Here is a 21139-nt window from a genome sequence, read left to right on the forward strand (position 1 = left end):
CCGCTGATGCCCTACAGCCACCGCCCGATCACGGGTGCCATTAACCCCAGCCCCATCGCAATCAGCAGCACAAACGCGATTCGCCTCATTGCCTCGGACGAGAACGGCGGCGGATAGCGCTTTCCGGCCACCGTGGCCACGGCCACCAAGGGCAGGCAGACGGCGCTGAGAATGATCTCCTGCGCGTACAGCTGGCCCTGTATGGCCACAAACAAGCTGCGCGATCCGGCTATTACAGCATTCAGGAAAATCAGCGCCGTGCGAATCTGCGCCAGTGTCATAGGCTGGCGGTACAGTTGGAAAATAAGCGGCGGCCCCGGAATCCCGAACATGCCGCCGATCACCCCGCCCAGGAAACCGTACCAGGAAAACGATAGCAGGCCGGATACCTCGGGGACCGGGCGTGGCCGCCAGGCGAAGTTCAGGCCGCCGTAGACAATGACCAGGCCCAGCAATACCTGGATCACATCGGCGGCTTCGCTGCTGAGGTAATCCAAAAGCACGACCCCCAATACGCTCGCCGGCAACACAGCCAGAGTCATCATGCCGGTGGCCCGCCACGGCACATGATGAAGATTGCCTCGCAGGGCAAACCCGCTGTTCATCAATGTGACGATGCTGACCACGCTGGCGAGCGTGGCCACCGAGAGGATGCCCGCGCCGCTGGCCAGGCCCATGATGATCATCGCCAGGCCGAAGCCCGTTACGGTGTGGAAGTAGACCGCGGCGATGACTACCAGGGCAAATGGCAGTAGGGCGGATAGACCGGGGGCCATAGCTCCTATCGTGTCGGGATTAGTCCCAATGACAGCCAGGGAATGAACGCGATCATGAGCCAGGCGATCACCAGGCCGCCCAGGTACAGCATGGCTGAAGGGACAATGCGCATATAGGGTATGCCGGTAATGCCGCTGGCCACAAAGAGGTTCAGGCCGAACGGCGGCGAGATAAACCCGATCGCCGCGCCCACCAGGAAGATCACAGAAAAATGCACTGGGTCTACACCCATGGCCACCGCGATGGGCGCCAGGATGGGTGCAAAAATCACCGTTACCGGCAGGCTTTCAAGGATGCATCCGGCTGCCATCACGATAGCCATGCAGACCAGCAGCACGATTACCGGACTTTGTCCGAACAGCGAAATGAACTCCGCAACCGTTTGGCTGACGCCCAACAGTCCGAACACCTGCTGCATCACAATGGATACGGCGATCATGGGCGCCAGCATCCCGGTCAACTGCCCCGATCGCAACAGCACATCCGGTAGTTCCCGCCACTTGATCTCGCGCGTGACGAACAGGCCGGCGAACAGGCAGAAACCTACAGTGATAGCCGCGGCCTCGGTCGGCGAAAATATGCCCGAATAGATGCCGTAGATCACAATGAAGACGGCAAAAAACCCCAGGTAAGCCCGGCGCGCCGTGCGCCATACATTGCCCATGTCCAGCGGTGTTTTCTGCCCCATGTCATCGCGCCGACAGCGCCACCAGCACACCGCCATCATGGCTATTACCATGAGGCAGCCCGGCAGGATGCCGGCAATGAACAAGTCTGAAATCGACAGGTTCATGATGAAGCCATAGACAATAAAGATGATCGAGGGTGGGATGATAATTCCGACCGTTCCCCCCGCTGCCGCTGTGGCAGCGGCGAACTTGGGGTGATAACCGTCTTTTACCAACAGCGGATGCATAATGCCGCCGATGGTGGCAGTCGTGGCAGCATTGGACCCGGAGATCGCCGCAAATAGCCCGCACGACCCGATTGTGGCCAGCCCTAGCCCGCCATGCATCCAGCTCAGGCACGCGTGTGCGAAGTTGGCAAGGCGCCTGGCGATGCCGGCTGCCGCGATCAGGTCGCCCGTCAAGATGAACAGCGGCAGCGCCAGCAAGCCAAAGAAGTTCAGTCCTTCGAAAAGCGTGACGCCTATGTTGGCAAGGGTGAAATCTATGGCCAGCGACGCGCCCACCACCCAAAAGCCCAACACCAGGAATATCGGCACGCCAAGTAGGAACAGGCCGACGACGCCTGCGGTGATAAGGGTAAGCAGCAAACTCGTATCCATGGCATTCCCTCAGACTGTACTGCTGCCGACGCTTTGAATGTCGACAATGAATGGTTCGTTGCGGCGATAACGTCCAACGTCCGCGGCCAGATTCTGCAGGGCGCGGAACATCAGGAGCACCCAGGCCACTGGCGTGGCGCAATAGAACCACCATTGCATGAGATTGTCGGTACCCTGCACGATGGAGAAGTTGTTATAGGCCAGCATGGTCTGCTCCGTGGTGTAGTACACCACCAGCACGCCGAAAACCAGCCAGAGCAGGGCGTCCAGCCACATGCACGCAAACTGTGCCCGATACGACATGCGAACGCGAAACTCGTTGAAGCACAAGTGTGAACGTCGCCTCACGTTATATGAGCAGCCTATCCACGTCACCCACAAGAAGAGATAGATGGGAATCGAGCCGCTCCAGGGGATCTGCGTGCTGAACAGATAGCGTTGCGCCACCGCAAACACGATGATGCCCGCCATGGTGGAGTAGGCGACGAGGATGAAGGCGCGCTCCACGTTACGATCCAGCCAACGCAATATGGAAATCATCGGTGTCATTGGTCAATCCTTTCTGAAGCATTGCGCCGTGTATGCCGGTGGCCGTATCGCCCCTAGCCCTTGCGTGACCGCAGCGGCGAGGGGCGATGGCGGGCTTCTGCGCGCAACATCAATGGAGGGGTGGCCCCGCCATGGCCGCCGCAGAAAAATGGGAGCGTGGCGGCGATAGCGGTACCCGTGTGTTGGCTCAAGCCGCTTCCCACCATTTGCGCGGCTTGACGCTCTCCACAGTGGCGTCCAGGGGAATCTCGCGCGCAATCTTGTAGATCTCCTGGTAGGTGTCAGCACCGCCTTGCATCTTGCTGAGCCGCTCGCGCCATTGTTCCCACGGCTTGGGGTTGAACTCCGGCGAGCAAGCCTGTTCTGCCTTCTTGATTTCTTCCGGCGGCAGCACGGCGACACGCACCTTGTTCTTTCCGAACAGGGTTTCGGGCCCGGGGGCAGGGGTGGCGCCCACAACCTCCACCAGCGCCCGCTCATTCTCGCGTTGCGTGTATTGCTGCGCGGCGTAGGCTGTTTCCATGACAACGTCCTGGAGCTCAGGCGGCAGCTTCTCGAACGTCTTGTTGTTCATGGCTGTGTGCTCTGTGCCGCAGAAAAAACGCAAGTCGACAGCCTGCGACAGTACGGGCGAAAGGCCGCCATATCCCGCTGCGCCCATCCACGTTTCTGCGCCGTCGATCAGGCCAGACTTCAAGCCATCCACCGTTTCTTCCCACGCCAGCGGCACGGGTCCCAGGTCCATCAGTTCCATGGCGATGCGCCCCAGCTGCGTGCCGGTGACGCGGTTCTTGGTGCCGGCAAGTTCGGATACTTTCGAGACGGTCGGCTTATTGGCGAACTTGGATCCCATCATCAGGCCGCGCAGTTCGCAGTGCGTGAAGAGGAACTGAACGTTATGCAGGCGTCGGAGCGGCTCGCGCAGCAAGGCTTCGCTTTTCGGGTGATAGAAGAAATAGTGCTGCGATGCCCGGCTGGGGAACATGTAGGCAAAATCCAGCACGTTGTAGTAGGGTGCTGCGCCGGCGGAGTTCTGCGTGCTGGCGGTGAACATGTCCACAATACCTTGCTGCGTTTTCTTCACGCAATCGAGCTGGTTGCAGATCTGGTTGCTGCCGATGAAGTCAACGCGGATCGCGCCGTCGCTGCGTTTCTCCAGCTCGCGCGCAAACCACAACTGGCCCGATTCCTGGATCTTCAGGTTCTCTTCATTGAACCCCGCGGCACCCATCTTGAAGTTGTACTTGGCCGTGCCGTTGCGGCCCTTGGCTGTCTGTGCCGCCGCCTGCCCCACGCCTTCCAAGGTAAGCGGGCCGAACATGCCGACCGCGCCAAGCAAGGTTGAGCTCAGGCCATAGCGGCCCGCAATTCGCATGAAACCACGGCGATCCAAAGGTGTCTTCGTTGTCATGTCTTGTCTCCATTATTGGCTGTCTCCAGCCGGTCGACTACTGCCGCCTTTTTTCGCGTATAAGATGCGCCGCCTTCTCGGCCATCATGATCACCGGCGCATTGGTATTGCCCGATACGAGCGTGGGCATGGAAGAGGCATCGATCACGCGAAGGCTCTTCATGCCGCGTACCCGAAGTTCAGCATCGAGTACAGCCATGGCATCCCCGTCGGGGCCCATGCGGCATGTTCCAGTGGGATGAAAAATCGTGGCGCCCGTATCGCGCGCAAACGCCAGCAAATCTTCATCGGTTTCAGCTTCCGGGCCCGGCTTGACCTCGCGCTTGACGTAAGGCTGCATGGACCTGGATCGTGCAATCTGCCTGGCTGCCTTAATGGCCGCTACCGTAGTACGGCGATCGAGGTCGGTGTCCAGGTAGTTGGGCTGGATCTCCGGCGTAACAAGGGGATCCACCGATTTGATACGCACATGGCCCCGCGACTCCGGCCGCAGTTGGCACACCGAAAACGTAAAGCCGGAGTAATCATGGACCTTGCCGCCCGCCATGTCGGCCGACAAGGTTGCTACGTGAAACTGAATATCGGGTGTTGCCGCATCAGGCAAGGCGCGCATGAAACAGCCCCCCTGATTGATGCCCACAGCCAGCGGGCCTTCGCGCCGTACAAGCCATTGCATGCCCATGCGTATGCGGCCCAGAAGGCTGTTGAGCGCGTCGTTGGTGGTGATCGGCCGTGTGCACTCGAAACCCAGACGTATCTGCAAATGATCCTGCAGGTTCTCACCTACGCCGGGCAGGTTGGCTACGACCGGGATGCCATGCGATTGCAGCAAGCCCGCAGGGCCTATACCCGAGAGCTGAAGCAACTGCGGTGAATAGATTGCCCCCGCCGAAAGCAGCACCTCGCCGCCATCGTTGATCTCGGCGCTGCGCGCTTCACCGGCTTGCAGATAATTTATGCCTGCCGCCCGGGCGCCATCCATGATCAGACTGGTCGCCGCGGCGTTACTGCACACGACGAGGTTCCGGCGGCCGCGCGCAGGCCGAAGATAAGCCGTGGCTGTACTGCAACGCAGGCCTTTATGCGTCGTCAACTGATAATAGCCGGCACCTTCCTGCGTCTTGCCATTGAAGTCTGTCGTGCGCGGAACGCCAACCTCGTGCGCACCTTTCAGGAACGCTTCGATCAGCTCATCCTGATGGTGGATGTCGGATACCCTGAGCGGGCCTTTGTCGCCGTGGAACGGCGAGGCGCCCCGCTCATTCGACTCGGAGCTGATGAAATAGGGCAACACATCGTCATAGCTCCACCCAGCGTTGCCCTGCGCGGCCCAATGATCGTAATCTTGCCGCTGGCCGCGGATATAGATAAGCCCGTTGATAGCGCTGGACCCACCCAGCGTTTTACCGCGCGGCCAATAGATGCGGCGGCCATTCATATTCGGATCGGGATCGGTGTATAGGCACCAGTTGTACTTTTTGCTCCACATCGTCTTGCCATACCCGATCGGCAAGTGCAGCCAGATCGAGTGATCGGGAGGGCCGGCTTCGAGCAGCAACACGCGCACCGACGGATCTTCGCTGAGCCGGGCGGCCAGTACACACCCGGCTGATCCGGCACCCACAACGATGTAGTCATACCGTCTAGTCATGTGCTGCCTTCCCGGAGAGGAGATGGATCGTTTTAAAATGGAACGATTCGTTCTGATATGATCTTATGGTATAGATCCCGCCGGGCAGTAACAAGGCATAATCCGTTGGTTTTCCTTAGGATTTTCCCGTGAATTCTGTTCCGAATTTTGAAGATCAAAGCGAAAATTCCGAAATCTCTGGCGGCGCGCCAGCCCGTGCCTTGCGGATCATCGACTTGGTCTCTGCGTACGGTGGCGCCATGACTCTGGCCGAGATCGCCGACGCACTGTCCTTGCCCAAAGGTACCGCCCACCGGCTTTGTACGCTGCTCGTTTCGCTCGGATATCTGATGCGCGATGTCGACGAACGCAGCTACGCCGTTGGCAAATCGCTGCGACGCCTCGCGCTCAATACACTGAAGCATCGGTCCGTGCAGAGCTTGCGCCACGATATCCTCGTCGAGCTTGTCAGGCAGGTCGGTGAAACGTGCAACTTCACGACGCTGGATGGCACACAGGTCGTGTATCTGGATCGCGTCGAAGGCCAGTGGCCGCTGCGGCTTATTTTCGATGTCGGTTCCCACGTGCCGCTGCATTGCACTGCCAGCGGCAAACTCCTGTTGGCGCATATGCGTGCCGGCGAAGCGGCCCGCATTCTGCCCTACCTGAAGCTTGAAGCCTGTACCCCCAGCACCATTACTTGCCTTATGGCGCTTGAGCGCGAATGCAGGAAGATCCGCGAACAAGGCTATTCTACTGATCGCGAAGAGTTCATTGCTGGTATGGTTGCCGTCGCGGTGCCGGTGCACGACACCCGGGGCGAAGTACAGGCGGTTATTGCCATGCACGCGCCCACGGCGCGTATGTCTATAGAGCGTGCAATCGAGTTGCTGCCTTATCTAAACAAGGCAGCGCGGGATATGAAGGGTGTGCTTTGATGGGGCTTTCACGGCATAACAGTACCGCAGCAAGTCAGTCACCCTGTATTTCGCCATTCAGCGTGCAGTCACATTGTGGTCATTTCGCCCGTAGCTTTGTGGCAGTGTCGCACCTGTTCTTCTCAAAGCTCGTCAGTGTCGGAGCTCATCCAGCGATGCAGGCCCTTGACCCAGGTTTCCGCAGGCAGGCCTAATGTGGCGCGGATCTCTGTGGCGCGTGTGTGCAGATCGTCAAAGTCCACGGAAGGCGGCTGCTTGAAGGCGATGGCCACCATGTTGCTGTCGTGGACCTCGGGCAGCCATGCGACGGCGTCGAAAGACTGCTCCATGAGCTGGATGTGATGCAGATGTTCGGGCCAGTCGCAATACAAATTTACGGTCATCATTCCGCCGATGGTCAGGCAGTTGGCGCACGCGGCATAAAAACTGGCCGTGCTCAGCAGTGGCCCCCGGGCCGGCGCATCGTACAAATCGACCTGCAGGATGTCGATGGTGCGGCGCCGGGAAAAGTCTGTCACATAATCCCGGGCGTCCATATTCAGAATGTGCAGGCGCTCGTCGTCTGGCGGGAGTGCGAAGTGCGTGCGGCACGCGTCGATCACATCCCCGCTGAGCTCCACAGCAGTAACCCTGGCCGGCGCCAACCGGTGGTAACAGAACTTCGTGAGCGCTGCAGTGCCTAAGCCGAGCTGCACGATATGGGCGGCTTCCCGGCGAAAGAGCAGCCACATCATCATTTGCTGGACATATTCCAGTTCGATATCGATGGGGCGGTCAACGCGCATCGCGCCCTGCACGGCCAGCGTTCCGAAATGCAATGTGCGTACGCCGTCGGTTTCAAGAATATTGAGCATGGAATTTTGAGTGGGCGTGGATAAATGGAATTATCGCCAATGGAGGGATAGTTTTTTGTTTCAATGCAGCGATGTGGTGTGCTGTATAACACGGTTAAACTAAACCGGTCGTTTTCCGCATTACAGTGTCGTACTTCTATTGATCCACGCTCCAATCCCCAACGACCTTCCCCCCGTTCTCGCGGGCCCCATACTGCGCCGCCTTGAGCCGAACCGTCTCGTGCTGTGGCTCGTTGGCAGTGCGCCGCTGAGCCTTACTTTGCTGTTGGAACCAGCCGGTGCGCCAGCGCAACGCCTGGTGCTCGACGCGACAAGCTGCCGTGTGATTCCTGTGGGCCGCCATGCATATGTGCATTTCATCGATGTCAGCCCTGTCGAGCCGCTGCCTCAAGACGCGGTGATCGAGTACGACGTGATGGTGGCCGGCAGTGACGGCACTGAAGCCCCAATCGCACATTGGGCGCCGCATCTGCTGCATGACGGCACGGCGCGGCCCAGCCTCGTGTTGCGCAGCCGCGCCGACAATATCTTGTTCGGTTCTTGTCGCAAGCCGCACCACCCCGCGCACGACGGGCTCGCATATGCCGACGGCCTGCTCGCAGGCAACAGTAACCGCGCAGAGGCGCGGCCTGCCATGCTCATCATGTGCGGCGACCAGGTCTATGCCGACGACGTGGCCGGGCCAATGCTCGCGGCCATCCATGCGCTTATACGACGCCTCGGCCTGTATGGCGAATGCCTGGAAGGCGCCGTCGTCGCAGACAGCGAGGAACTCTATGCCCATCCCGCTGGCTACTACCGGCGCGAAGATTTGCTGCCTGCGTTCAAATCCAACGAGGCGCTGCGCGAGCGTTTTTTCGGTGGGGTTGAGAAGCCTGTCTTCACGACAGCCAACGCACATAACCACCTCGTGACGCTGGCTGAAGTGTTGGCTATCTATATGCTGGCGTGGTCTCCGGTGCCGTGGCAACTTATTGGCGACGTGGCAATGCCGACGCTCGATGCGGAACATATGCGGCGCTGGCAACGGGAGGCCAATGCGCTGGACGGATTCGTGGCCGAACTGCCGCGTGCGGCGCGCCTGCTTGCACATGTGCAAACATTGATGATTTTTGACGATCACGACATTACGGACGACTGGAACCTATCGGCCAAGTGGGAAGCGACCGCATACGAGCATCCATTCTCGCGCCGCATCGTAGGCAATGCCCTGATCGCGTACATGCTATGCCAGGGCTGGGGAAACCGTCCCGATGCATTCGGTGCGGTGCTTGATGACATGGCGGCCCTCGCGGCACGGCCCGACGCACAAGGCAGGCTTGATGCGCAGGCACAAGACGCATTGATCGGCCGCTTACTATCGTTCAGGCAATGGGATTACGTGCTGCGTACCCAGCCAACTGTCATCGTGCTCGATACGCGCACGCGTCGTTGGCGCAGCCGCCGGCTGCCCAGCAGGCCGTCGGGGCTGATGGACTGGGAATCGCTTACCGAGCTGCAACACGAGTTGCTCGATGAAAAGTCTGCCGTCATCGTGTCACCGACGCCCATGTTCGGCGTCAAACTAATCGAAGTCATACAGCGTATATGTGCGTTCGCCGGCCACGCACTTACTGTCGACGCCGAAAACTGGATGGCGCATCGCGGCGCGGCCAGCGTCATGCTCAACATCTTCCGGCACTCCCGCACGCCCGGCAATTATGTTGTCTTGTCCGGCGATGTGCATTACTCCTTTGCCTACGACGTGCAAATTCGCGGCCGCGATCGCACGCCGCATATCTGGCAGATCACAAGCAGCGGCATCAAAAACGAGTTCCCACGCCGGCTGCTCGACTGGCTGGATCGCCTCAACCGTTGGCTGTATTCACCACGCTCGCCCTTGAATTGGTTTACCCAGCGCCGCGAACTTGCGATCAAGCCGCGCTTGCCCGACCAGCGCCGCAGCGGTGAACGCGTTTGGAATGGCGCAGGCATCGGCCAGCTATGGCTCGACGACCAAGGTCGCCCAGCACGGATTGTGCAGCACAATGCGGACGGGCGGGCGTCTACCGAGTTTCTTGCAGCGGATGATGCCGCGTCGGCTGCCACGACGATCGGGCGGCCGAAACCAAGCGCTTGAATGCTTGAGGAGCACGGCTCCTTATTGGTCGGCAGGCGCGGTTTGCCCACGGGGCTGTGAGATCCAGTTGGCGGCACTGCCTGGCCAGAGAACATGGGCTTAGCCGGGAAGCGCCCAGGCTGGATTCCATGCCACTTCCCACAGGTGGCCGTCCGGATCCTGGAAATAGCCAGCATAGCCACCCCAAAAGGTCTTTTGTGCTGGTTTCACAATCCTCGCGCCAGCATCCGCCGCCTGCTGCATCACACTATCCACTTCGGCAGTTGACGCTACATTGTGCGCCAGGCTGAACGCTGTGCCGGCAGGTTTCCCGGGGGGCAATCCGGCATCCTTCTCCAAGCTGCTTCGCGGAAAAAGGGCTAGTCTCAGATTCGATTCCAGCTCGAAAAACGCCACCGCGCCGTCCTCGAACTCTTGGCCGACAATGCCTTCGGTAGGGAGGCCCAGGCCGTCGCGGTAGAAGCGGAGCGAACGTTCCAGGTTTTGGACGGCCAGGGTGATCAAGGAAATTCTGGGTTTCATTTGAGTCTCCGAGTAATGCACTGGATGCTTGATTGCATATGCCGCGCCATGAGCTCGGCAACCCAGTCCATAAACACGCGCAGCTTCGCGCTTACATGGCGGTTCGGGCGGAATGCAAGGTACATCGGCATGGGCTGCAGGCTCCAATCCTGGAACAACTGCACCAACGCCCCGTCTTCAATGTGTCCCTTGGCCATGTAGGCCGGCATCCACAGCACTCCCATCCCGGCCAAGCCCGCGGCAAGATAGGCGTTACCGTCATCAACCGCGAGGGCATAGCGGCCTTGTATGGTCAGGATTTCGCCGTCGCGGTGCAATGTGCGCGGCAGCACACGCTGTGTACGTCCCCCGCCAAAGCTGACGATGCGATGATGGGAGCCTTCGAGCGCATGTGGATGGGTGGGCACGCCTGCCATCGCCAAGTAAGCAGGCGCTGCATACACGCCCATGCGAAGGTCGCCGACATGGCGCGCCACCAGCGATGGGTTGGTGACTTCGCCGCCTCGCACCACGCAATCCACATTCTCGTCGATTAGATCCACGACTCGGTCGCTGACCCCCAAATGCAACTCGATATCCGGATATCGGGCATGAAAATCGGGTAGGGCGGGTACGAGAATCAGGGTGGCAAAGGGGCTGGGTACATCCACCCGTAGTCTGCCTCGGGCCGACATTGAGGCGCTGGACAGGCTGGTCTCCGCATCCTCCATATCAGCCAGAAGCTTTTGCACCCGTTCATAATAAACAGCGCCGTCGGCGGTAACGTTTACCTTACGGGTGGTGCGGTTCAGCAGCTTGACACGCAGGCGCGCTTCCAGTTGCTGAACCAGCTGCGTCACGCTGGTGCGGCTCATGTGCAGTGTCTCGGCGGCCTTGGTAAAGCTTCCGGTTTCCACGACGCGGGCGAATGCTTGCATTGCATCGAAACGGTCCATCGATACTCCAGGCGGTTTGATTGTTTGCGTTTTGCAAACAATGTTGAGTGCGATTGCCAGTTTATCGTCCACGCCCGGATCATTAAAGTTCTCTTCATGATCAATTTCGGCCGAAGCAGGCCGCCCAAGAATGGAGATGCTTCAATGACAACACGCAAGGTCGTTTTCCCACATGGTCGTCAGGATTTGTACGAGCGAAATCGCTATTCGCCCGCCGTTCGCGCCAACGGTTTCTTGTTTGTGTCCGGGCAGGTCGGCAGTCTGGATGACGGCTCCCCGGAGCAAGGACTGGAAAAACAGGTTCGTCAGGCGTTCGATAACTTGAATGGTATTTTGGCTGCCGCAGGCTGCAGCTTCGACGACGTGGTCGATGTGACGGTGTTCATGGTCGACCCACAATCGACATTCGAGACGATCTGGGGCGTGGTGCCCGATTATTGGGGGCAGGCCCCGCACCCCACATTGACGGCGGTGGGCGTGACATGGCTGTATGGCTTTGACTTTGAGATCAAGGTGATTGCGAAATTACCGGAGGCTGCGGCTTCGGGCTCGTAATCTAGCTTCGGGCGTGCATCGGCGCATTGCGGAGCGCCCTGCTCATGTAATAGGCCGGGCCGGTATATGTTGACAGCAAGGCCTGTTGTGGCTGCGATAGATTTTCTACCACGCGATAGCCGTGCCGCTGCCAGAACCTCACCGAATTCTGTACGGAAATCAGCGCGGAAAATGGGTAACCCTGACCTTCAGCATAACGGATTGCCTCATGAATCAAAGCTTGCCCCATCCCTGCCCCGTTTGCCGCAGAGGCGACCGCCAAGTCATGCAAATACAGGCAGTCTGGATTGGCTGCACACTGAAAATTCGCCCCCAACGCTGTCAACGAGCCCAGCCGTGAAGGGTAGGTCACCAGATAAGCCTGTACGCCTTCTTTATTTTGCGCTACCCAGGCAGTATCCGGCGCCGTCGTCAGACGTGCTGCAATCACTGTCGCTTCTTCAATGACGTCGTCGCTATAGGCATCAGCCTGGATAGCCAATACCGCATCGATATCAGTAGTGGCCATTGATCTGATTACGAACATAAATCCATAACATTTTAAAACCCGACGCAGTGCTCGCCATGAAGCCCGCCATGCGAGCGCATGCAACAGAGACTGCAAACCGTTAACAACCAAGCCCTGCCAGCTGACGGGCCTTGATTAATGACCCCCTCACAGTAACCCGGCAAGACTGGATAAGCAAAACGCCCTGGTCGCCGTCTGTCGTGCGAGCAATTATGAAGTCAATCTGAGCCACTACGCGCGTGGGTGTTCAGCACTGTTGCTAAATTGGTTGGTGTTAGACGAACAAAGCTGTATAACCGAAACAGCGAGCTATATGGTGGAATGGAACGGATACTCATGGGTACGGCCATCGAACGCCTGGCGTGATGCGTTCTAAAGCCAATAGGAAGATTTATCGTTATGACAGACACGATCAGCGTTTCTGAGCGGAGCCGTGTCATGTCGCTGGTCAAGGCAAAAAACACGCGTCCTGAGATACTTGTTCGGCGACTTGTGCATGGTGCTGGCTATCGTTATCGCCTGCACGGAGCAAAACTGCCCGGCAAGCCGGACCTTGTGTTTGCCGGTAGACGCAAGGTGATCTTTGTGCATGGATGCTTCTGGCATCGACACGATAATTGCGTGTTGGCGCGGATGCCTAAATCCAATAAGGATTTTTGGGCGACCAAGCTGGAAAGAAACAAGGCTCGGGATTTCGCCAATTGCCACAGGCTTCAGGAAATGGGTTGGGAGACGATGGTGATCTGGGAGTGCGAACTACGAGATATGGATGCGCTTTTGCGACGGGTTGTTCATTTCCTTGGCCCGCGGGGTAGGGCGCTGCCTATGCCTCGATGAACTGCCCCGACAAACAGGCGGGCGGCGTTCTCAAATAGGTGGCTGCGTCCTGTGCGATCTGCGCCGGTGTTTCTGGGCGTTCCGCGAGATTCATGGCCCAGGCACGGCCGGGATGCAAGACATCCCAGCGTGGCCGCATGCCGGCGTGCCTGCCCTTGCCAGGGTTGTGATTGCCGAAGCCATCGATTAGAGAATTCCAGACGGGGGTGAAGCGGGCGATGATGAGCGACTCGCCCAGGGGTATCCAGATGTCATCCACCACCAGAAAGCGGCAATGAAAATCTTTGATATCCAGGTTTTCGGCTGCCTTGACGCTGTCGGCGTGCTCCCTGAGCCGTTTGTACAGCACTTTGCCGGAAGGCAACTCGAGGCTGGCGCCCATGCGGGCGCCGGCGGGCACCGCCTTGCCGACGTAGATCGGCCAAAGAAATTTGTCGTCACGGTTGAATCGGGCCACGGATTGGTAGGCCTCGAAGTTGCCGGTGTAGTAGATAGCGTAGATTCCCGCGCCCTCGAAGGAGGCGACCTCGCCCAGAGGACGGGGCTCTTTGGTGAGTAGCGCTTCGGCGACGCTCGCGCCAAGATTCTTCTTGTCCAGCGGGTTGAATGGAATGACCTTGGCTGTCACGCGCTCATCCTTCTATTGCTTCTTTGTGTTTTTTCAAGGGTGCGCAGCTCGGCCAGCGCCAGTTGCTCCGCCACGCTGCAGGCCACGCGCTGCGCGAGCAGAACCGGCACGGCGTTGCCCAATTGGCGCATGGTTTCGGTCCAACTGCCATGAAAGCGGAATCCATCGGGGAAAGTCTGGATGCGGGCGCTTTCACGCACCGTGAAATATCGGACCGAGCCGTCGTCGTTAACCAGCATATTCTCGCCGCCAGGCACGCCATGATCGCCGGCTTTCAATGTCTTGGCCGGTAGATCAAAGGGGCTGCCGGTGTGGCCGGGGTAGCTGCGCGCACCCGCCTGGAACACATGATTGGGCACCCGCGCCGCCGCGCGCGAGCGCGGGTCGGGCAACCCCTGGATGGCGTCTCGGACCGTGCGCCAGGCGAGCGTGTCGAAGAGCGCTGTCTGGCGCAGCTTGGCCACCCGGTTTGCCAATTTTTGGGGAACGGGCGGCATGCGCATGCCGTGTCGCTTCCAGTAGGCGCCGGTTATCCATTGGTCGCGCAGCAGTGCGTCATAGCTGTGAGTGGGCGCCGGAAAGGACCATTCAATGCCCAGATCGTCTCGAAAGCCGATGATGAAGACCCGCTCACGCTTCTGGGGGACGCCGTAATCGGCCGCGTTAACCAGCGTGGGCACCACGTTGTAGGTGAGCCCACGGCCCTTGCGCCTGCCCGACGTTTTCTCAACCTGGAGGCGGGCAAGGTGCTCGGACCAGTCTTCGTTTTTCAGCGGAGGAACTTCGGGGAACTCCAGTTGGAGCTGAATGTAGCTGAAATAATTGGCGAAGGAGGCGCGCGTCAACCCCTTCACGTTCTCGACGATGAAGGCCTTGGGCTTGAGTTGCCGGATGATCTCGACTGTTGCGGGAAACATATCGCGGTTGTCGGCATGGGCCTTGTGCTTGCCACCGATGGAAAAGGGCTGGCATGGGGGGCCGCCGGCCAGCAGATCAATGCCCGGCGGCACGGAGCTCCAATCGAAAGCTCGCACGTCGCCTTCGTGCAGCACCCAGTTGGCCAGCAGGGGGTAGCCGCGATTTTGGTTCTCGCGCACGGTGTCGCAGGCCCATTTGTCCCATTCGACCACGGCGAGATGGGTGAAGCCCGCGATCTCGCAGCCCATGGCCAGCCCGCCCGCGCCAGCGAATAGCTCCACCGATTTCATACCGCACCCTCCCGTGATAGAAAGACTGTATGTAAAAACAGTATTCTATCAGAACCTTAGTTGCCGGACCACACCGCGTTTCCTGGGCGCATCCGTATCGAGCCGTTAGTATAGTCATGCCTGCGGCGGCGTCGCGGAAAAGTTTCAAATGCGTCTACGCGCGCCGCTCGCAAGGCGGAACTAGGCAGGTGGTGGGCTGCTATTTTGATAATTCCGCCTATACACCTCTTCCCCCATGGCCTGCACTTGCTGGTCGATCAGCGCCCTGAACGGAATCAGCAGGCGCTCGAACCCGCCGGCGGGTTCGAGTATGGACAAACTTCGGGCGATGGCTTCGATGGTCGAGACTGCCGCCGGCTCACGGGTTTTGCGTATCCGATACTCGGAAGGCTTACCGGCGGGTAGGCTGAAGCGCGGCAGGGCGCCGAGCACAGGGTTTGCGCGGACAATCTTGCGTGCCTTGCGCCATGTGCCATCGGGCACGATCAGCAGCGACGGTTGGGTCTGAGTTGCAGGCACGGTCGCCTCGATCGGGTGCCCTTCTTTTGCCGGGAACAAAAGAACAGCGCGCGTCGCTGATGCAATGATGGCCTCCAACTGAGGAAAGTGCTCTCCAACAAGTATCTGCGCATTGGCCAGCCCCGACACTGCCAGGCGGGCGGTGTTCAAACGATGGCTCGCTTCATCTGTATGCTGCAGAACCAAGACACGCGTGCGGTTGGACATTCGGCTCATACATGCGCACAGGCAATGAGAGGCAGGTCGCCGGCAATGCGCGCAGCGAAGACGGGGTGTTTTCTTCAGTTCCGACATGCGCACTATTTTACAAAACCTTGCTACCACGCTGCCGCGTTCGCGTACTGGTGCGAGGATGGCCCCATTGTTGGGTGCCAGTACAGTAATTCGGCGAGCGCCTCGCTGGTGTGCGTGATCTTCTGGTGCCGCCAGCGATTGCGATGAAGAGTATGAGTACTGCGAATTTGGCTGTGTTGGAAAGGCCGCTGTTTTTCATTCGCTGATTCTTGTGGCACTGATACTGCGTTGGTAAATGGCAAACACGCCGGGCGCAGTGCGTTGGATGCTTGCCATATCGCTCGCCAATAGCGATTGCGTCACGAGCCCCTGGATGGTGGCGAGATACAAAACAGCGGCGGCCTGCACATCTAGCTGGGCATCGACCTCGCCTAGCTTCTTTCCCGCATCGAGCAGGCGTTGCAAACGCTCGTTGTACTGGCAGGTCAAAGCCTGCACCAGTCGCTTGGGCAAAGTCTCGCCCACGCGCTGCAGTTCGCCAGAAAGCATTCTTGGAGCACCAGGGTATTCAGATACGAAATCGATATGCGTCATGAACATTGCCGCTAATGCGGCGAGCGGTGACGCCGTACTTTCCGCCGCCCGGTCTATCCGCGCCAGTAAACGCTTTTCGACCCGCGAAACGACTGCCTGGAAGAGGGCGTCTTTGCTTGGGAAATAACGAAAAAACGCACCCCGTGGCAGATCCGTCGGCGCTGCGATGGCAGTATTGGTGATATCGCCAGGGTTCTGGTTACTGGCTAATGCAACGAGCGCTTCCGTACTCGCCGCACGGCATTCATCGGCAGGGAGGTGTTTGGGGTGTACATGCATTGCCTATCCATATCAAAGCAAGTAATCTATTACTAGCTTATCATGTTGCTGACGCTTTGTAAGATGGGGCCGACACCGGGGGCGCTGATGCATCGCAAGTTCGAATCCGCGCCGGCACCATCAGAAATGGAAACCATCTCAATACAAGCATTTCGTTGTTCCAGGAGAACGTCTATGTATTCACGGCTCATGGTGCCGCTTGACGGCAGTTCTACATCCCTTTTGGCTCTAGATCATGCGGCGAACCTGGCGCGTCTGAGCGGTGCCACTGTGGTGCTGCTGCATATTATCGAACCGACCCGCTACAACACGGATTTTGTGCCCCCCAAGGTCTATCTGGAGGACGTTCGGCCTCGTTTTCTTGCAGCCGGACAAGCCTTGTTGGACGACGCTGCGAATCGGTTGCGCCAAGACGGCATTGACACGGAGATGGTGCTGCTTGAAGCCACAGCGGAGCGGATATCAGCGCAAATTGTCCGCCAAACCGAGGAGCGCGGCTGTGACCTGATCATCCTGGGCACCCACGGGCGCCGTGGCGTGGATCGGTTGCTGCTGGGCAGTGATGCGGAGCAGGTGGCGCGCATTGCGCCGGTTCCTGTGATGCTGGTTCGTCAGTCGCGTCACAAAGAACGCATTGAATCAGAAAATCTCTGAGGGGGTACACGCCGGGTTCGGTGAACTCGGCGTACATATAGGTGGCACGCCAACGCAGGCTACGACGCCCTCATGGCCGGAGACGGCGTGAAACGTCGACGTTCAATCGAGTCGTCAGAAGGAGAAGCACTTGGCTTGTGCCGCATGGTGTCGTCTGGTCCTGCTTCTGGCTGTCAGCATGCTGGCCGGCCATACGATATCCCGAGGTTTAACCGTTTAACGCTTGTGGGTCAGTTCAAACTCGGGGCGGTTCATGAGATCGTTTCTCGGACATGCGAACGGAAGGACATGGAATCCGCTTTTGGAGTGAGAAAGCTGCCGCGCCTTAAGCCTCTCTTAATTCTGCCAGTGCATCATCTACAGAAATCACTTCAAGGAGCCCAGCTTGCCTGTTCACCGGATCGCCCATGCGGCGTTGAGTTTGCACTGTTTTGCCATGGGCGCCGCCTGGGCAGGCGGGGGTCTGTTCTCTTCAAGGGAAGAACCCGAGTTTCCTGACCCTGTAGCAGTACTCACGTTGACGCATACGCGGGAACAGGGCGACGAGTATATGGTGCAAGGCCATATGGCAGGCCGCTCGGACGCGGCAGGTGTGTCATGACTGGCATTGGGCCATTCCCTATACAGGTCGTCATCGTCATCGCTGCCGTTGTGCTGGCTTGGCTCACAGCGCGTATCGTCGGCCGGCGCATGCCGGATGTTCGCTACAAAGCGGCGGGGTCAATGATTCTTGACGCCGTGTTCTGGGGTCTCCTGGCGGCTCGTCTGGTCTATATCGTGCAATGGTGGGATGAATACTCGGCCGCGCCCAGGTCCATGATCGCTATTGGCGATGGCGGGTTTACCTGGTGGGCTGGTGTGCTGGCGGCCGTGGCCTATATCTGGTGGCGAACCCGATCGGCGCATGCCTTGCGTCGCCCCGTGCTGACGGGCGTGTTGGCGGGCGTCCTCGTCTGGGCCCTTGCGGCGGGAGGGCTGGCCTTGTTGCTGCGTGCTGTGCCGCCGCTGCCACGTCTGCAGTTGGCAACCCTGGATGAGCACCCCGTTTCGCTGGGCGAATACGCAGGGCGCCCCATCGTGCTCAATCTCTGGGCAAGCTGGTGCCCGCCATGCCGGCGTGAAATGCCAGTGCTGGAGCAGGCTCAGGCGGCGTTTCCAGGCGTCTCGTTCGTTCTGGTGAACCAGGGCGAAAGCGCGCAACAGGCCAAGGCGTTTCTTGAGCGGGAAGGCTTGAGCCTGAGGAATGTTCTGCTCGATCCATCGTCTGGCGCCATGCGCGAAATGCGAACCGGCGGTCTACCCACCACCTTCTTTTTCGATGCCCAGGGGCGCATGGTGGATGTGCACCTGGGCGAGATCACGATGGCCGGCCTCAGGGACAAGATGTCACGCCATTTTTAATCGGAACACCACGTCGGCAATGACGTGGTACTTGTTGCCGCTGATGTTGAAGACTACGCAATTATTTGCCCAGTCGAAGTTGCCGCAAACTCACCCTTACAGGCCATCCTCGACCATCCGTAGCAACCGCAGGCTCAGTGCTTTGCGCACATCAGGCGGTGCACCGCGTAACGGCCCGTCAATAATGAGGAGCGCGAGCCCGTGTACCGCAGACCATGCCAGAAATTCGGCGCCCGGTCGCCTGTCCGCTGCCAGGACGCCGGCATTCGCCAGGGCGTCCAGCGCGTAGTTCAATAGCTCGAAGGGATTCAAGCCTTTGCTAGCCGTACGCGCCGGGTCTGCCGGCGCCTCGAGATCGAAGGCACTGAACGCGAACGCGGTGCGAAACCATCCGGTTTCTGCTTGTGCAAACCCCAAGTATCCACGTCCCACTGCGGCCAGCATGGCGCGGGCGCGTTCGGCCGGGTCGTGTAACGCCTCCGCCTTGTACAGCTCAAGCTCCATCGCGTGCGCCAGCGCGCCCAGTGCTGCGGCGCGTACAGCTTCGAACAAGGCCTGATGACTGGCGAAATGACGGTATGCGGCATTAGGCGCTACCCCTGCACGGCGCGTGACCTCGCGCAGCACTACGGCCTCCGGGCCGCCTTCGCGCGCCAGGGCCAAGCCCGCTTCGACGAGCGCGGCGCGCAGGTCGCCATGGTGATACGTCTTGCGCGATCGGGGCGAAGCGGAGGAGGGCAGATCAGGCGTTTTCAGAGTACGAGGCATTGCTTACAAGAATGTACGTTTTCGATGTGGACATTGTCCATTTTAGTCTTTAGCATATGTGGACGGTGTCCACAAGTGGAGACGCCAGGAGGGATGCAGGCATGCGTCGCGCTCGTGCGATTCGCAGAGCTTGTCGAACCCCGATATCGCTGATAAAGGAGTTACTCATGCATTATGTTGATGGTTTCGTGTTGCCCGTACCGCGCGCTCGTCTGGACGATTACCGGGCAATGGCGCATAAAGCCGGCGAAGTATGGATGGAGTATGGTGCCCTGCAATATTTCGAATGCGTGGGCGATGACGTACCTGTCGGCAAGGTGACGTCGTTTCCCCAGGCGGTGCAACTTAAAGAAGATGAAGTGGCCGTATTCTCATGGATCGTCTACGCTTCGCGTGCGGATCGCGACCGCATCAATGCACTGGTAATGAAAGATCCGCGCGTCGCGTGTACGCCCGAGAACATGCCCTTCGATGGCATGCGTATGTTCTGGGGAGGCTTTACCGGCCTGGTGGAAATGGGCTGGGAGGCCAGCACAGCGGGGGCCTGATGGCGATGCTGATCCTGATGGTGTTCCGGCCGTTTCGTGGAAGAGGTGGTGGGGTGGTGCGAACGCTGCCGGAATATTAGCCGATGAGCGGGAAGCAGGCCCCATCATGCAGACATTTAAGAGATGGGGCCTCGATCTATTTTTGTTAAGGCTTCTTGTACTGAAAATATCTTTCCATTGACGTTTGGTACACCGAAACCATGGAGCCGTGCCGTGTGCATTGCCAGATAGGCCTCAGCGTTCGGGCGGTCTCGGAAAAGATAGATACCGCCGGCTTCGCCAGCGGTTTCGTTTACGGTCCATATTTTCCAGATGAGGCCTGGCTCTTCAGCTATCGAACGAGCCAGGTCTTCCATCGCCGCGGTCATTTCATCGCCCCAGGGGCCGGAATAAGGAAAATCGACTTGAAGGATATAGCTCATGTAACTCTCCGGTTGAACAGCCAAAACCAAACTTAGCATGGATTGCTAGTCAAAAATGATTTCTGGTGGATGCTTGTGCTTGTGCTCAGAGAATAGCGAATAGTTGATGAAGTGTTTGTGAAATGGCCCCAGGCGTTTATGCGGTTTGGTACGTTGTGTCCGCCATCAAGACTGTATGACTTCTAACGCACAAAGGATTTCGCCAAGGCGGCTCAAAAGTGCCCTTAACTCAGTCGGAGCAAATCCCATCTCCAGTCCTAATTGCAGAATTTCGAGCTATTTTGTTTTTAAAGTGTTTAGCTTATCAGTGTCGACGGCGCAGTATGTTGAGTTTGTAGTCATGAGCGATCGGATGTGTAGTCAGTGATCTGAATGGGTAAAATTTCGCACCGACGGCACCTCACAGGGCAAGCTTCATCCCCTCGTGTGAGGCTGTGAATCCAAGTCTTTCATAAAACCGCAAGGCATCCGAACGCTGCTTGTCAGTGCTCAACTGAACCAGGCCGCAGCGCGCCGCCCGCGCCAGGTTTATGGCGTGCTCGAACAGCGCCTGGCCAATGTTTTGTCCCCGGTGCTTTCCGCTTACCCGCACACTTTCAATCTGCGCGCGCAGCATGCCGCCCCTGGAAAGGCCTGGGATCAAGACGAGTTGCAGCATGCCCACCACTTCAGTGTCCTGCACTGCGAGAATAATGGAATTTCCGCGTTGAGCCTGTATTTCCGTGAGCGCTTCCGCGTATGCGGACAGGTGCTGAATGCCGTCGCGCTTTGCGCCTAGCTCGTCATCGGAGAGGAGGGCGGAGATTGCTGGCAGGTCGTTGTGGGTAGCGGGGCGGAAGGAGAGGTTTGGCATCATTTACTTCATTGTATATATGCTGGGCGAACTGAATCGAACCGGGTTTTGAGGAGGCTTCAATTCTTGAGAGAATGGAGTCATGAGCAAGAACAACAAGTTTTCCCC

General features: G+C 58.8%; 24 protein-coding genes. 7 read left to right on the forward strand and 17 right to left on the reverse strand.

All coding sequences use genetic code 11. From position 1 onward, the window contains the following. Positions 1–11: 11 nt before the first annotated feature. The 5 genes from LOL23_RS12845 to LOL23_RS12865 form a co-directional block, all read right to left on the reverse strand. Positions 12–776 (reverse strand): sulfite exporter TauE/SafE family protein, encoded by a 765-nt coding sequence (locus LOL23_RS12845; RefSeq protein WP_160980800.1) that lies wholly within the window; start codon positions 774–776, stop codon positions 12–14. Positions 777–781: 5 nt separating this feature from the next. Continuing rightward, a complete protein-coding gene (locus LOL23_RS12850) occupies positions 782–2065 on the reverse strand; it encodes a TRAP transporter large permease (protein WP_160980798.1) in 1284 nt (427 codons plus the stop codon). 9 nt (positions 2066–2074) lie between these two features. Further along, a complete protein-coding gene (locus LOL23_RS12855) occupies positions 2075–2614 on the reverse strand; it encodes a TRAP transporter small permease (protein ID WP_160980796.1) in 540 nt (179 codons plus the stop codon). Between the two features lie 187 nt (positions 2615–2801). Continuing rightward, a complete protein-coding gene (locus tag LOL23_RS12860) occupies positions 2802–4025 on the reverse strand; it encodes a TRAP transporter substrate-binding protein (RefSeq protein ID WP_160980794.1) in 1224 nt (407 codons plus the stop codon). A 37-nt stretch (positions 4026–4062) separates the two neighbouring features. Further along, positions 4063–5676, reverse strand: a complete 1614-nt coding sequence (locus LOL23_RS12865) for a GMC family oxidoreductase (protein WP_237173710.1) — start codon at positions 5674–5676, stop codon at positions 4063–4065. A 128-nt stretch (positions 5677–5804) separates the two neighbouring features. On the opposite strand from LOL23_RS12865, the gene LOL23_RS12870 reads away from it, so the two are divergent. Then, complete coding sequence (locus tag LOL23_RS12870) at positions 5805–6593, forward strand: IclR family transcriptional regulator (protein ID WP_237173711.1); 789 nt, start codon at positions 5805–5807, stop codon at positions 6591–6593. A gap of 122 nt (positions 6594–6715) precedes the next feature. On the opposite strand, the gene LOL23_RS12875 is transcribed toward LOL23_RS12870, so the two are convergent. Then, positions 6716–7447 (reverse strand): spermine/spermidine synthase domain-containing protein, encoded by a 732-nt coding sequence (locus tag LOL23_RS12875; protein ID WP_237173712.1) that lies wholly within the window; start codon positions 7445–7447, stop codon positions 6716–6718. Positions 7448–7667: 220 nt separating this feature from the next. Here LOL23_RS12875 and LOL23_RS12880 point away from each other — a divergent pair, with 220 nt between their 5' ends. Continuing rightward, positions 7668–9566, forward strand: a complete 1899-nt coding sequence (locus tag LOL23_RS12880) for a metallophosphoesterase family protein (RefSeq protein ID WP_237173713.1) — start codon at positions 7668–7670, stop codon at positions 9564–9566. 99 nt (positions 9567–9665) lie between these two features. Here LOL23_RS12880 and LOL23_RS12885 read toward each other — a convergent pair whose 3' ends face one another. Next, complete coding sequence (locus tag LOL23_RS12885; protein WP_237173714.1) at positions 9666–10088, reverse strand: VOC family protein; 423 nt, start codon at positions 10086–10088, stop codon at positions 9666–9668. Then, positions 10085–11023, reverse strand: coding sequence for a LysR family transcriptional regulator (locus tag LOL23_RS12890; protein ID WP_160980784.1), 939 nt, complete (start codon positions 11021–11023; stop codon positions 10085–10087). The genes LOL23_RS12885 and LOL23_RS12890 overlap by 4 nt, the downstream gene beginning before the upstream one ends. A 144-nt stretch (positions 11024–11167) precedes the next feature. Between LOL23_RS12890 and LOL23_RS12895 the strand changes: the two genes are divergently transcribed. Then, the gene (locus LOL23_RS12895) at positions 11168–11578 is read left to right on the forward strand and encodes a RidA family protein (protein ID WP_160980782.1); all 411 of its coding nucleotides are present in this window, start codon (positions 11168–11170) and stop codon (positions 11576–11578) included. 1 nt (position 11579) lies between these two features. On the opposite strand, the gene LOL23_RS12900 is transcribed toward LOL23_RS12895, so the two are convergent. Further along, the gene (locus LOL23_RS12900) at positions 11580–12086 is read right to left on the reverse strand and encodes a GNAT family N-acetyltransferase (RefSeq protein WP_160980780.1); all 507 of its coding nucleotides are present in this window, start codon (positions 12084–12086) and stop codon (positions 11580–11582) included. 399 nt (positions 12087–12485) lie between these two features. Here LOL23_RS12900 and LOL23_RS12905 point away from each other — a divergent pair, with 399 nt between their 5' ends. After that, positions 12486–12923 carry a very short patch repair endonuclease gene (locus LOL23_RS12905; RefSeq protein WP_160980778.1) on the forward strand — a complete coding sequence of 146 codons (438 nt, stop codon included), beginning with the start codon at positions 12486–12488 and terminating at the stop codon, positions 12921–12923. Here the strand turns inward: LOL23_RS12905 and LOL23_RS12910 are convergent. The 4 genes from LOL23_RS12910 to LOL23_RS12925 all read right to left on the reverse strand — a co-directional run bounded on the left by LOL23_RS12910 (position 12910) and on the right by LOL23_RS12925 (position 16385). Continuing rightward, complete coding sequence (locus tag LOL23_RS12910; RefSeq protein WP_160980776.1) at positions 12910–13551, reverse strand: Eco29kI family restriction endonuclease; 642 nt, start codon at positions 13549–13551, stop codon at positions 12910–12912. The genes LOL23_RS12905 and LOL23_RS12910 overlap by 14 nt on opposite strands. After that, complete coding sequence (locus tag LOL23_RS12915; RefSeq protein ID WP_160980774.1) at positions 13548–14759, reverse strand: DNA cytosine methyltransferase; 1212 nt, start codon at positions 14757–14759, stop codon at positions 13548–13550. The genes LOL23_RS12910 and LOL23_RS12915 overlap by 4 nt, the downstream gene beginning before the upstream one ends. Before the next feature lie 180 nt (positions 14760–14939). Further along, positions 14940–15572 carry a tRNA-uridine aminocarboxypropyltransferase gene (locus LOL23_RS12920; protein ID WP_255772761.1) on the reverse strand — a complete coding sequence of 211 codons (633 nt, stop codon included), beginning with the start codon at positions 15570–15572 and terminating at the stop codon, positions 14940–14942. A gap of 195 nt (positions 15573–15767) precedes the next feature. Beyond that, a complete protein-coding gene (locus LOL23_RS12925) occupies positions 15768–16385 on the reverse strand; it encodes a TetR/AcrR family transcriptional regulator (RefSeq protein ID WP_160980770.1) in 618 nt (205 codons plus the stop codon). A gap of 42 nt (positions 16386–16427) precedes the next feature. Between LOL23_RS12925 and LOL23_RS12930 the strand changes: the two genes are divergently transcribed. Both LOL23_RS12930 and LOL23_RS12935 read left to right on the forward strand, forming a co-directional pair. Then, positions 16428–17039 (forward strand): universal stress protein, encoded by a 612-nt coding sequence (locus LOL23_RS12930; RefSeq protein WP_237173716.1) that lies wholly within the window; start codon positions 16428–16430, stop codon positions 17037–17039. Between the two features lie 597 nt (positions 17040–17636). After that, positions 17637–18440: a TlpA disulfide reductase family protein gene (locus LOL23_RS12935; protein WP_237173717.1), complete on the forward strand. Its 804-nt coding sequence runs from the start codon at positions 17637–17639 to the stop codon at positions 18438–18440. Here the strand turns inward: LOL23_RS12935 and LOL23_RS19085 are convergent. Further along, positions 18426–18485 (reverse strand): hypothetical protein, encoded by a 60-nt coding sequence (locus tag LOL23_RS19085; RefSeq protein WP_369414126.1) that lies wholly within the window; start codon positions 18483–18485, stop codon positions 18426–18428. The genes LOL23_RS12935 and LOL23_RS19085 overlap by 15 nt on opposite strands. Before the next feature lie 51 nt (positions 18486–18536). Further along, on the reverse strand, positions 18537–19208 hold the full coding sequence (locus LOL23_RS12940; RefSeq protein WP_237173718.1) for a TetR/AcrR family transcriptional regulator: 672 nt from the start codon (positions 19206–19208) through the stop codon (positions 18537–18539). A gap of 167 nt (positions 19209–19375) precedes the next feature. On the opposite strand from LOL23_RS12940, the gene LOL23_RS12945 reads away from it, so the two are divergent. After that, the gene (locus tag LOL23_RS12945; protein ID WP_237173719.1) at positions 19376–19756 is read left to right on the forward strand and encodes a DUF1428 domain-containing protein; all 381 of its coding nucleotides are present in this window, start codon (positions 19376–19378) and stop codon (positions 19754–19756) included. 116 nt (positions 19757–19872) lie between these two features. On the opposite strand, the gene LOL23_RS12950 is transcribed toward LOL23_RS12945, so the two are convergent. After that, complete coding sequence (locus LOL23_RS12950; protein ID WP_160980760.1) at positions 19873–20178, reverse strand: monooxygenase; 306 nt, start codon at positions 20176–20178, stop codon at positions 19873–19875. Between the two features lie 400 nt (positions 20179–20578). After that, positions 20579–21034: a GNAT family N-acetyltransferase gene (locus LOL23_RS12955; RefSeq protein ID WP_202411765.1), complete on the reverse strand. Its 456-nt coding sequence runs from the start codon at positions 21032–21034 to the stop codon at positions 20579–20581. Positions 21035–21139: the final 105 nt, after the last annotated feature.

It is taken from the genome of Paracandidimonas lactea (assembly GCF_021653995.1).
Classification (GTDB): Bacteria; Pseudomonadota; Gammaproteobacteria; order Burkholderiales; family Burkholderiaceae_B; genus Allopusillimonas; species Allopusillimonas lactea.